Annotated in this window: 15 protein-coding genes, 1 riboswitch and 1 other annotated feature; of the genes, 12 read left to right on the forward strand and 3 right to left on the reverse strand. The window is 39.1% G+C overall.

Features of this window, described 5'->3' with window-relative positions:
- Window positions 1-298 precede the first annotated feature (298 nt).
- Window positions 299-345: riboswitch (PreQ1 riboswitch) on the forward strand.
- A gap of 12 nt (window positions 346-357) precedes the next feature.
- Window positions 358-861 (forward strand): QueT transporter family protein, encoded by a 504-nt coding sequence (locus tag AB3I00_RS10940; RefSeq protein WP_002315666.1) that lies wholly within the window; start codon window positions 358-360, stop codon window positions 859-861.
- Window positions 862-916: 55 nt separating this feature from the next.
- Here AB3I00_RS10940 and cbpA read toward each other — a convergent pair whose 3' ends face one another.
- Window positions 917-1,561 carry a cyclic di-AMP binding protein CbpA gene (gene cbpA, locus AB3I00_RS10945; protein WP_002315667.1) on the reverse strand — a complete coding sequence of 215 codons (645 nt, stop codon included), beginning with the start codon at window positions 1,559-1,561 and terminating at the stop codon, window positions 917-919.
- A 161-nt stretch (window positions 1,562-1,722) separates the two neighbouring features.
- On the opposite strand from cbpA, the gene rpmG reads away from it, so the two are divergent.
- From rpmG to AB3I00_RS10970, 5 genes are all read left to right on the forward strand, one after another.
- Entirely contained in the window at window positions 1,723-1,875 is a 153-nt protein-coding gene (rpmG, locus tag AB3I00_RS10950) for a 50S ribosomal protein L33 (protein ID WP_002294578.1), read from the forward strand.
- A 20-nt stretch (window positions 1,876-1,895) separates the two neighbouring features.
- On the forward strand, window positions 1,896-2,066 hold the full coding sequence (gene secE / locus AB3I00_RS10955) for a preprotein translocase subunit SecE (RefSeq protein ID WP_002309994.1): 171 nt from the start codon (window positions 1,896-1,898) through the stop codon (window positions 2,064-2,066).
- A 100-nt stretch (window positions 2,067-2,166) separates the two neighbouring features.
- The gene (nusG, locus tag AB3I00_RS10960) at window positions 2,167-2,712 is read left to right on the forward strand and encodes a transcription termination/antitermination protein NusG (RefSeq protein WP_002294580.1); all 546 of its coding nucleotides are present in this window, start codon (window positions 2,167-2,169) and stop codon (window positions 2,710-2,712) included.
- A 58-nt stretch (window positions 2,713-2,770) separates the two neighbouring features.
- On the forward strand, window positions 2,771-3,676 hold the full coding sequence (locus AB3I00_RS10965; RefSeq protein ID WP_368025205.1) for an alpha/beta fold hydrolase: 906 nt from the start codon (window positions 2,771-2,773) through the stop codon (window positions 3,674-3,676).
- Window positions 3,677-3,767: 91 nt separating this feature from the next.
- A complete protein-coding gene (locus AB3I00_RS10970; protein ID WP_368025206.1) occupies window positions 3,768-4,868 on the forward strand; it encodes a lactate oxidase in 1,101 nt (366 codons plus the stop codon).
- A gap of 92 nt (window positions 4,869-4,960) precedes the next feature.
- Here AB3I00_RS10970 and sdaAA read toward each other — a convergent pair whose 3' ends face one another.
- Window positions 4,961-5,833: an L-serine ammonia-lyase, iron-sulfur-dependent, subunit alpha gene (gene sdaAA, locus AB3I00_RS10975; RefSeq protein ID WP_002309997.1), complete on the reverse strand. Its 873-nt coding sequence runs from the start codon at window positions 5,831-5,833 to the stop codon at window positions 4,961-4,963.
- A gap of 12 nt (window positions 5,834-5,845) precedes the next feature.
- Window positions 5,846-6,514 (reverse strand): L-serine ammonia-lyase, iron-sulfur-dependent subunit beta, encoded by a 669-nt coding sequence (gene sdaAB, locus AB3I00_RS10980; RefSeq protein WP_002315670.1) that lies wholly within the window; start codon window positions 6,512-6,514, stop codon window positions 5,846-5,848.
- Window positions 6,515-6,857: 343 nt separating this feature from the next.
- Between sdaAB and rplK the strand changes: the two genes are divergently transcribed.
- The 6 genes from rplK to AB3I00_RS11010 all read left to right on the forward strand — a co-directional run bounded on the left by rplK (window position 6,858) and on the right by AB3I00_RS11010 (window position 11,480).
- Window positions 6,858-7,280 (forward strand): 50S ribosomal protein L11, encoded by a 423-nt coding sequence (rplK, locus tag AB3I00_RS10985; RefSeq protein ID WP_002291638.1) that lies wholly within the window; start codon window positions 6,858-6,860, stop codon window positions 7,278-7,280.
- Window positions 7,281-7,383: 103 nt separating this feature from the next.
- Window positions 7,384-8,073, forward strand: coding sequence for a 50S ribosomal protein L1 (rplA, locus tag AB3I00_RS10990; RefSeq protein ID WP_002291636.1), 690 nt, complete (start codon window positions 7,384-7,386; stop codon window positions 8,071-8,073).
- Between the two features lie 78 nt (window positions 8,074-8,151).
- Window positions 8,152-8,279: a sequence feature (ribosomal protein L10 leader region), on the forward strand.
- Window positions 8,280-8,487: 208 nt separating this feature from the next.
- Window positions 8,488-8,991, forward strand: coding sequence for a 50S ribosomal protein L10 (rplJ, locus tag AB3I00_RS10995; protein WP_002291634.1), 504 nt, complete (start codon window positions 8,488-8,490; stop codon window positions 8,989-8,991).
- 52 nt (window positions 8,992-9,043) lie between these two features.
- Window positions 9,044-9,412 carry a 50S ribosomal protein L7/L12 gene (rplL, locus tag AB3I00_RS11000; RefSeq protein ID WP_002291633.1) on the forward strand — a complete coding sequence of 123 codons (369 nt, stop codon included), beginning with the start codon at window positions 9,044-9,046 and terminating at the stop codon, window positions 9,410-9,412.
- Between the two features lie 106 nt (window positions 9,413-9,518).
- Window positions 9,519-10,208, forward strand: coding sequence for a TVP38/TMEM64 family protein (locus AB3I00_RS11005; RefSeq protein ID WP_002291632.1), 690 nt, complete (start codon window positions 9,519-9,521; stop codon window positions 10,206-10,208).
- 81 nt (window positions 10,209-10,289) lie between these two features.
- Window positions 10,290-11,480, forward strand: a complete 1,191-nt coding sequence (locus AB3I00_RS11010; protein WP_024635125.1) for an MFS transporter — start codon at window positions 10,290-10,292, stop codon at window positions 11,478-11,480.
- Window positions 11,481-11,514 lie beyond the last annotated feature (34 nt).

Genomic DNA, 11,514 nt, shown 5'->3' on the forward strand with positions numbered 1-11,514 from the left:
AGTTCCAAGGTTCGGTATGTCCACTTAGACCTTCAGCTGCCTGCTAGACTATTCTCTAGTAAGAGGTTGCTCAAATTCCCACATCCTTTTTTATTTATTTAAGTTTCACAACAATTCTGTTCGTGCAGAACCTACTTCGTCTGCTTTACTGGGAATTCTTATGACCCCTTACACTTATCTTATACCATATTTTGAGACTTTTAGCAAACGTTTACATTTTGCTTGTTTACTTTTTTCAAAAGTAGATAAGACAGATTGAAATAAATGAAAAGTCTGTTATAATTATTGTTTGTTTCACATAATCGCGGTTCATCAACCATCCCGCATTAAAAAAACTAGGAGAAACGAGGAGAGAAAATGCAAAAAACGAAAAGCAGACAACGGTTGTCCGTAATCGTTGTAAATGGTATCGTCATGGCTCTTTATCTAGCGTTAACTATTTTAGTTGCGCCTGTATCCTCAGGGCCGATCCAGTTTCGTATTTCAGAAAGTTTGAATCATTTAGTTGTCTTTAACCGTAAATTACTTTGGGGAGTTTTGGGTGGGGTCATCGTCTATAATGCCTTCTTTGGATTTGGTATCATGGATGTGGTTTTCGGTGGTGGCCAAACATTGCTTTCTTTAGGTCTGACAGCTTTGTTGCAAAACAAAGTGAAAAATGTAAAGATGCGTTTAGTATTGAACACGATCTTCTTTACCATCAGCATGGGATTGATTGCTTATATGCTAGTTCCGACAGGTGGCCAAGCATTTTGGACAACCTATGGTACACTTGCATTAAGCGAGTTCATCATCATGGCTGTTTCAGCACCACTGATGTATTATTTAGATCGTTCGCTTGATTTTGAAAAGCGTGTCTAATTGTAAAAAAACGACAAAAGAAAGCAGCTGAGCTGTATTTCTTTTGTCATTTTTATTATGCTTCTTGGTTTTGCAAATTTTCGATTTCTACCACTTTATAATTCTTTTTCTCTAAGTGGTTGACGATCGTTTCACATACTTTTGGTTCAGTGTTCGCCGGCAGCGTAATCAATGTACGTCGGATGTATTCGTCTTTTTCAATATCAAGAGTAATACAGCTGGCAATGCTACTGTGTTTTGAAATGATTTTTGCGATAGCAGCCAGATCTCCTTGCTTTCCTGTAGAAGCAATTGTCAGCACATAGCTCCCTTGTTCTACGCTCCAAGATTGAGAGAGCATATTAAGTAATGTGCTATGTGTCAAAATACCATAAAAATGATTTTCACTGTCAAGGACAGCAATATAAGGAAGCTCTTTGATCGTAAAGAATACTTTGAAGAAAGAAGTATCCAGATAAATGAACTTTGTGGCATTTTTCAAAAGATGAGTGACAGGAAGCGTCATATCACCGCCGTTTGCTTTATGACGATAGATGTGCATTTTGTAAATATTTCCACGGAAAATATTCCCTGAAGAATCTAAGATCGGCACACAACGGTATCCGGAAGTTTCTAAAATTTTTAATGCTTCTTCTAATGTACTAGTCTCTGTAACGGTTGTCAGATCTTTTTTCTTATATACAAGTGTTTTTAATAGCATCGCTATACCTCCAATTGTCTCATTTTAGCTTAATTTCAAATTAATCATATCATAATTTTATCTAAAACAATAGATAGTTTATTTCACAAATTGACAAGTAAAAAGTTACGTGATACTGTTATTAAGTATAAGTCTGATTCTCAGCAAGGGGGCAGAAGTAAATGGCAAAGAAAAAAGCAGCACTCGCTTGTTCCGTTTGTGGGTCTCGTAACTACACAAAATCAGTCAGTGAAGGAAAAAGCGGCGAACGTTTAGAAATCAACAAATTTTGTAAATATTGTAATCAATATACATTACATAAAGAAACGAAATAAACAGCAAAGGAGGATGTCTCATGAAATTTCTAAAAAGCGTAAAAGATGAAATCAAACAAGTAACTTGGCCAAACAGAAAACAACTTCGTAAAGATACGTTGGTAGTTATCGAAACTTCTATTCTTTTCGGGTTGATGTTTTACGTAATGGATACAGCAATCCAAAGTTTATTTGGCTGGATCTTAAAATAACTCGCTAGCCACAATGTGCTTTTAGTGCTATAATGAAGCGAAAGAAAAACTTCGGGTGTACTGAGGTTTTTTTATTTTACAATGAAATGAGGAGCCTTCAATGGAATCTTTTGAAAAAAACTGGTATGTCTTGCATACATATTCAGGATATGAAAACAAAGTAAAAGCAAATATCGAATCTCGTGCGCAAAGTATGAAAATGGCCGACTTTATTTTCCGTGTCGTTGTTCCTGAAGAAAAAGAAACAGAAGTCAAAAATGGGAAAGAAAAAGAAATCGTTCATAAAACATTTCCAGGATATGTTCTTGTTGAAATGATCATGACAGACGCTTCCTGGTATGTTGTCCGTAACACACCAGGCGTGACAGGATTCGTTGGTTCACACGGAGCTGGAAGCAAACCAGCACCACTACTTCCAGAAGAAGTCAATCATATCTTGCGTTCTATCGGCATGAGTCTACGACAAAATGATCTAGAAGTAGAAGTTGGCGAAGTTGTGAAAATCATCGAAGGCGCATTTGCTGGATTAGAAGGACAAGTAACAGAAGTTGACGGAGAAAAAGAAAAATTGAAAGTCAACATCGATATGTTTGGTCGTGAAACAAGTACAGAACTTGATTTCGATCAAGTAGATAAAATCGATTAATAAAGAGACTTGAAATGTCGATCATACGATTGACCTTTCAAGTCTTTCTTTTTTCTATATGGAAAGGAAGAGGCGAATGACAAATCAAATCAAAAATGTATGCAAACATGCGGCTACAGCAGCTTTAGTGCTTATCAGCTTGTTTGCGATAAGTGGTTGCCAGACGACGAAGACGAATACTACTGCAGTTTCTGATAAAGAAAAAACGGTAGAATCCAGTAAATTGATAGAAAAAACCACTATTCCAACACTTTTTTTCCATGGCTACAGCGGGACAGAAAATTCCTTTAAAGGGATGTTGCAACGTTTGGAAAAAAATCAAAAAGCAGTAAAAGAATTAGTTTTAATAGTAGGAGCAGATGGACAAATACAAGCAGAAGGGGACTTGTCTGGAAAAGCAGACAATCCGATGGTCCAAGTATTGTTTGAAGATAATAAAAACAACGAGTGGAACCAAGCAGAATGGATCAAATCTTGTCTTTTGTATCTGAAAGAAAACGAGGGCATAGACAAAGTCAACATAGTGGGGCATTCCATGGGAGGAGTTAGTGCATTACGCTATTTAGGAACATATGGACAGGATACGTCATTGCCGCAAGTTCAGACATTTACGGCAATTGGTGCACCTTTTAATGATTTTGTCGATGACAGTGGGCAATCTCTGACAGAGGAGTTAGCAAAGGGGCCTGCTGTTGTTTCTAGCCGCTATCAAGATTATCAGCAAATGATCGGAAATATGCCTACAACTACTCGATTTTTCCTGATTGCCGGACAATTAGATGAAGCAGACTTGAGTGATGGGACAGTACCGTTAAACAGTGCATTAGCTGTCTATGCGTTGTTGAAACAACACGGAAATGAAGTAGAAGAAAAAATAGTAAAAGGCGAAAATGCCGCTCATAGTATGCTTCATGAAAACCAAGAAGTAGATCAGCTTGTTAGTCGATTTGTTTGGAACGAATAGCAAGAAAAGGATCCGAGAGTAAATGTTTGCTTACTTTTTGTAAGGATAGTATGATTTATATGTAATCAAGAAGATGAAAGAAGGATCTACTATGACTTATCATACAAGTAATGAAGAACATCCAATCGATATCGTAAACATTGCCTCACTAGAAGGTCGTGTAAAAGAGCGCATGGAAGCAGGTGCTTTTGGCTATATTCGCGGTGGTTCTGAAGATGAGTGGACGATGAAAGAAAATACGACTTCTTTTAATACAAAAAAAATCATGCCACGGATATTACGCGGAATCGACTCAGCAGATTTGCATACATCAGTTTTTGGAATTGAATTAGACACACCGATTATCCAAGCGCCATCAGCGGCCCAAGGATTGGCACATGAAAAAGGGGAAGCTGATACAGCTAAAGGGGTAGCTGCTGCTGGATCAATCTTTTCCATCAGCACTTATGCGAACACGACAATCAAAGATGCAGCAGATGCAGCGCCAGGTGCACCGCAGTTTTTCCAATTATATATGAGTAAAGACGATGGATTCAATGAGTTCATTTTGAAAAAAGCAGTAGAAGCAGGGGCTAAAGCCATCATTTTAACGGCAGATTCAACGCTCGGTGGTTACCGTGAAGAAGATGTGATCAATCAATTCCAATTTCCATTACCAATGCCTAATTTAGCTGCTTATAGCGAACAAAGTGCAAGTGGAAATGGCGAAGGAAAAGGAATTGCAGAAATTTATGCAGCTGCAAAACAAGGCTTGATACCAGATGACATCAAAACAATCAAAGAAATCACCAATCTTCCAGTCATCGTAAAAGGAATACAATCGCCAGAAGATGCAGTCATTGCTATCTCTGCAGGGGCAGATGGTATCTGGGTATCTAATCATGGGGGTCGACAATTAGACGGAGGTCCTGCTTCCTTTGAAGTATTGCCAAAAATTGCCGAAGTAGTCAATAAACGTGTACCAGTGATTTTCGACTCTGGCGTCCGTCGAGGAGAACATGTCTTTAAAGCTTTGGCAAGTGGTGCTGACTTAGTTGCGATTGGCCGACCAGTGATCTATGGATTGAATCTAGGTGGGGCAGAAGGGGTAACTTCTGTTTTTGAACACCTGAACAAAGAATTGTCGATCACGATGCAACTTGCAGGAACAAAAACGATTGATGAAGTAAAAAATACGAAATTGATGGATTAATAAAAAAACGAAGAGAGGCCTAACTGTGCGTCTCTTCGTTTTTTTGTGATGGAAATAACTAATCTCTTAATACTCGAAACTAGGCAGCTTTTTTACGACCTCTTATTTAAAATCTCTTCTGTAAGTCGCTTAGCAGTTGGCGTAACAGCTAAGCCGCCTTCTGCTGTCTCTTTGAAAATCGATGGCATTTGTCGTCCGACTTGATACATCGCAGCAACGACTTCATCCGGTGGAATGACACTTTCGATACCCGCTAATGCCATGTCAGCAGAGATGAAAGCTTGAGAAGACCCTAAAGCATTACGTTTGACACAAGGTACTTCAACTAAACCTGCAACAGGATCGCAAATCAGTCCCATCATATTTTTCAATGTGATGGCTACTGCTTGAGCTGCTTGATGAGGAGTCCCATTTTTTGCGCAAACCAAAGCTGCCGCCGCCATTGCACTTGCAGAACCAACTTCTGCTTGACAACCCCCTTCTGCGCCACTAATAGAAGCGTTGTTCGCGATTACTAACCCGAAAGCGCCAGCAGTAAACAAGAATTCCAATTGCTGTTCATGGGACAAACCAAGCCGATCTCGGACAGCCATTAACACACCAGGAACAACCCCCGCACTTCCAGCAGTCGGTGTAGCACAAATCAATCCCATTTTTGCATTGACTTCGTTAACAGCTACAGCGTTGCGTACAGCCTTTAAGATCGTTTCTCCGCTCAAAAAATCTGCCTCGTTCAAATAATCATCTAATTTTTTTGCATCGCCACCGGTAATCCCTGTGACGGAGGTGACACCTTCTTTTCCCTCGTTGATCGATTGTTCCATTACTGAAAGATTTTTTTCCATAATCGCAATGATCTGACTACGGGAACGACCGCTCATTTCCATTTCAACTGCAATCATCAATTCTGCTACACTTGAATAAGCTTTCGCTTGGTCTACTAATTCTTCAATCGATAAAAACATTTTTTCAGCTCCTTAATCGAAATAGTTTACGCTGTCGATATTTGGCAGATGTTTGAGTCTTCTTACTGTTTCTTCAACTTGAGGATTATCTACTTCAATGATCATGATGGCACTTTCGCCTTTTGATTCCCGTGTCACTGTCATAGTACCGATATTCGTATTGGTTTCAGAAAGTATACCAGTCACTTTAGCGATCATCCCTGGAACATCTTGGTGAACAACGATCAAGGTAGGTGTTCCCATGCTTAAAGAAATTTTGAATCCATTCAATTCAGAAATCTGGATATTGCCACCGCCGATCGAAATGCCAGTAACTGAAAGCTTTCGTGTTCCTTTTTTTAGAAGCATCTTTACAGAATTCGGATGTTCGGCTTTTTCACTCTTAGGAACAAACAAGACTTCCATGCCTGCTTCATATGCCAATTTCAAAGAATCAGCTAAACGTTCATCATCAGGTTCCATTCCTAATAGACCGCCAACTAATGCAATGTCTGTTCCGTGCCCCCGATAGGTTTTTGCAAATGATTCATATAGATAAATATCTACAGAATCAGGTTGCTCGCCAAATATACTGCGTACGATCTTCCCAATTCTAGCTGCTCCAGCTGTGTGGGAGCTACTTGGACCAATCATCACAGGTCCAATAATATCAAAGACACTTCTATACCTTAAATCTTTCATTTTCTCCACCTCATTTTGTTATGTAGGAATCTTTGTACAAGGGTCTAAAAAAACCGCGTTATTGTTTGCTTTCATCTGTTGAACCATGCTAGCGCAAGTGTAACATAAAAGAAGAAATGGGAACGAAAAATTGTTGTTTTTTTAGAATAAATTTAGCGTTTATTCAAGCAAAATGTAAAAATAGCAGAAAAAAATCTTGAAAAAACAAATAAATTTGCTATACTGTACCAGTGTGCATTGTTTTGCACATTATTTGTCTGGATTTTTTCAGATCAGATAAAACGTGGGAGGAGAAATATGCATCTCCAATTAACCACATCACGGACTTAAGGAGGTATGTCTCGTGGCAAAGAAAGTAGAAAAAATCGTTAAATTGCAAATTCCTGCAGGGAAAGCAACTCCAGCTCCACCAGTAGGTCCTGCACTAGGTCAAGCGGGTATCAATATCATGGGATTCACAAAAGAATTCAACGCTCGTACAGCTGATCAAGCAGGTTTGATCATTCCGGTTGTTATTTCTGTATACGAAGACCGTTCATTCACATTCGTTACAAAAACACCGCCAGCTGCTGTTCTATTGAAAAAAGCAGCTAAAATCGAAAAAGGTTCAGGTGAACCAAACAAAAATAAAGTTGCGAAAGTTTCTAGCGATCAAGTAAGAGAAATCGCTGAATTAAAAATGGAAGACCTAAACGCAGCTAACGTTGAAGCAGCAATGCGCATGGTTGAAGGAACTGCACGAAGCATGGGGATCACTGTAGAATAATCTCTACACCCTAAGACAGCAGCTTCTCAGTTGGCTCTATATTGAAAGATATAGAACACGTGGGAGGTACAACCGTTATAACCACAATCAAGGAGGAACCAAAATGGCTAAAAAGAGCAAAAAAATGCAAGATGCATTAAAAAAAGTTGATTCAAGTAAAGTTTATCCTGTTGCCGAAGCAGTAGCTTTAGCAAAAGAAACAAACATTGCAAAATTTGATGCAACAGTTGAAGTTGCATACCGTTTGAACGTAGACCCTAAAAAAGCAGACCAACAAATCCGTGGTGCTGTTGTATTACCAAACGGAACTGGTAAAACACAAACTGTTTTAGTTTTTGCTAAAGGAGACAAAGCAAAAGAAGCTGAAGCAGCTGGTGCAGATTTCGTAGGTGACGACGACATGGTTCAAAAAATCCAAAACGGATGGTTTGACTTTGACGTAGTTGTTGCAACACCTGATATGATGGCTACTGTAGGTCGTCTAGGACGTGTATTAGGACCAAAAGGCTTAATGCCAAACCCTAAAACTGGTACAGTTACAATGGATGTAACAAAAGCAGTAAACGAAGTGAAAGCTGGTAAAGTAACTTACCGTGTAGACAAAGCTGGAAACATCCATGTACCAATCGGAAAAGTTTCATTTGATGATGAAAAATTAGTTGAAAACTTTGCAACAATCCATGATGTATTGCTAAAAGCTAAACCATCAGCAGCTAAAGGTCAATACATGAAAAATGTAACGATCACAACAACATTTGGACCTGGTATCCATGTTGACCAAGCTTCTTTCTAATCAAATATTAGAACGTTGATTGATCCAACTGAAAAATAATTCTTGACTCAACTAGTTTAGCATGCTAAGCTAGTTGAGGTTAATAATTAACTTGTACCGAAGACAGTAGGTGGCTCCAAGCCTTAATTTCCTACCGAGGACGTTTATTGAATATATTCAATAGTCCCTCTATGTCTGCGGTGGCATAGAGTTTTTTATTGTGAATCACTATGAACGAAGTGAAGAGATGATGAACAATACTGGTTGAGCTGAGCAAAGCGAAAGGAGTTTCCTTTCGAGCAAAGCGAGTAGAATCACTATGAACGAAGAGACTAGATGATGAACAATACTGGTTGAGCAAAGAAACTATACAAGTGATTTGCTTTTTCAGTTCAAAAAACTCTTCCATCAAAATTCAGGAGGTGAAACTCAAAAATGAGTGAAGCAATTATCGCAAAAAAAGCAGCAATCGTTGATGAAGTAAGCGAAAAATTTACAGCAGCTGCATCAGTAGTAGTCGTTGACTACCGCGGATTAACAGTTGATGAAGTAACACGTTTACGTAAACAACTTCGTGATGCTAACGTAGAAATGAAAGTTATCAAAAACTCAATCCTTTCACGTGCAGCTAAAAAAGCTGGCCTTGAAGGCATGGACGAAGTATTCACTGGACCTACAGCCGTTGCATTCAGTAACGAAGATGTAGTTGCACCAGCGAAAATCATGGACGAATTTGCTAAAGAAGCAAAAGCATTAGAAATCAAAGGCGGTATCATCGAAGGTAAAGTATCTTCATTAGAAGAAATCACAGCATTGGCAAAATTGCCAAATCGCGAAGGACTTCTATCTATGTTGCTATCTGTACTACAAGCGCCAGTCCGCAACGTGGCTTACGCTGTCAAAGCAGTGGCAGACAAAGAAGATGGAGATGCAGCTTAATTGCCGCATAAAGTATTAAATAAAAAAGAACATTTAAACGGAGGAAATTATAATGGCATTGAACATTGAAAACATCGTTGCTGAGTTAAAAGAAGCAACTATCCTAGAACTTAACGACCTAGTTAAAGCTATTGAAGAAGAATTTGGCGTATCTGCTGCTGCTCCTGTAGCTGTAGCTGCTGCTGGTGGCGCTGCTGCTGCTGAAGAACAAACAGAATTCACTGTAGAATTAACTGCAGCTGGAGACCAAAAAGTTAAAGTTATCAAAGCAGTTCGTGAAGCAACTGGCTTAGGCTTGAAAGAAGCTAAAGCTGTAGTTGATGGCGCTCCTGCACCAGTTAAAGAAGGCGTATCTAAAGAAGAAGCTGACGAATTGAAAGCTAAACTTGAAGAAGTTGGCGCATCTGTAACTGTTAAATAATTTTTTAACTATTTAAAAGCACTGAGATCCTATCTTGGATTTCGGTGCTTTTTTGTTTTTATGTTAAACTATTATTTAATGAATATAGTTTTTTTCAGGAGGTAATATGAAAAAGAAAAAAATCCGATTGATTTTGATCACGTTGGGAATCGTTCTGATACTGATGGTGGGCTATCGGTTGTATTTGGAATACCAGACAGATATACAATTATTTTTGAACCCGAAAGCAAGTAAAGCACAGCTACTGGCTCATATCCGTTCTCACGGATTTTTCGCAGGGCTTCTTTTAGTCGTATTAACGGCAGTGATGTGTGCTGTTCCCGGTATCCCTACTTCGGTTATTGGTGTCATTGCCGGATTGAGCTTTGGTCCGTTCATTGGGGCAGGTATCAATGTTTTAGGGAATGCTCTGGGCAATATCTCCGCTGTGTTTTTGATGCACCGATTGAAGTTTTTAGACAAGAAAACTGAAAAAAATCATTGGGTGCGATCCATTCGGCAAATGAGACATCCAAAAATAGGCGTAATGTTAGGTTACATGATACCGGTGATCCCATCTTCTATGGTCAATTTTGCTGCAGATGCGATGAAACTGCCTCTTCAGCAAATCGTAATGTCGATCGTGATTGGAGTCATCCCTTCATCTGTGTTGTATGCGTGTGGTGGAGAAGCTCTGTTTCACGGATATAACAAAACTGCAGTCACATTGGTTGCAAGTGTTACTGTGTTAGTAGGGTTAGTTGTCTTCATTTATAAAGATCGCAAGAAAAAACAAGGAAAACAAAGACAAAAATAATAAGTATGGCGAATAGTTATATTTTTCTATTTCCAATCTTTTCCATAAGTTGTAAACTAAGATAGGAAATGGGGGAAATCAATGGAGAGTAAAGAAAAAACATCTTTAACAACATCGCTTATTTTATTATTATCAATCACTTGCGGCGTCGTTGTTGCTAATATGTATTATATCCAGCCGATTGGAACAAAAGTAGCAGCTAGTTTATCTGTTAGCACAAGTGCAGTCGGGATATTGACAATGCTGACCCAGTTAGGCTATGCACTAGGGCTACTGTTTTTAGTTCCTTTAGGGGACGTGGTGGATCGTCCAAAATTAATTATACGAATGGCAGCGTTATCTGCTATCTCGCTGTTGGCCGCTTTTTTTGCGCCTTCGTTTACGTTATTTGCATGCGCTTCTTTTTTAATAGGATTACTTTCGATCGTGCCGCAAATCATCATTCCTTACGGTGCGGTACTAGCGGGACCAAAAGCAAGAGGAAAAGTCATGGGAACATTGCTTAGCGGTTTACTCGTGGGGATTTTGCTTTCTCGGACGGTATCTGGTATTGTTGCCAGTCTTTTTTCTTGGCGGATGATCTATTTATTTGCTTTATGTGCCGTCGGGATTCTTACACTTCTGCTTTACTGGAAGATGCCGCGTTCTGTCCAGCAAAGTAGTACATCTGTTTCATACCTTGATTCACTCAAAAGTTTGCCGCATTTAGTTGCCTCTCAACGTTTATTAAGAGAAGCGGCAGTCAGCGGATTTTTTATGTTTGGCACATTTTCGATCTTTTGGTCTACGTTGATTTTTTATATCAGCAGTCCCGCTTACAATTGGGGGACTTTTGAAGCAGGGATATTAGCGATTTTTGGGTTGTCTGGAGCAGTCGCTGCACCTATCGTGGGACGACTGGCAGATTCTTATTCTGAAAGAAAAATTGTATATATGGGACTTGTTATGCAAACAATAAGTTTTATTGCTTTATTGGTTGGCGGAAGCCATTTGGCCATTTTGCTTTTAGCTATTATTTTATTAGACGTCGGGAATCAATTTGGTCAAGTCGCCAATCAAACACGAGTACAAGGACTAGGTGAAGCAGCAAGCAACCGAAATAATACTGTATTTATGTTTATGTACTTTATTGGAGGTGCGGCTGGTTCATTGCTAGGGACGACCATGTGGCAGCAGTATGGTTGGTTAGGTGTAACGGTTAGCGGACTTGTTTTTCAGGGATGTGCGTTTTTCTTTCAATTCGTTGTTTTTCGAGAGAAAAAAGAAAACTGAACAACAAAAAAACTGATGATCATGCTATCATCAG

Origin of the sequence: Enterococcus sp. C76, assembly GCF_040886985.1 — a bacterium.
In the GTDB taxonomy this organism is placed as follows: domain Bacteria; phylum Bacillota; class Bacilli; order Lactobacillales; family Enterococcaceae; genus Enterococcus_B; species Enterococcus_B lactis.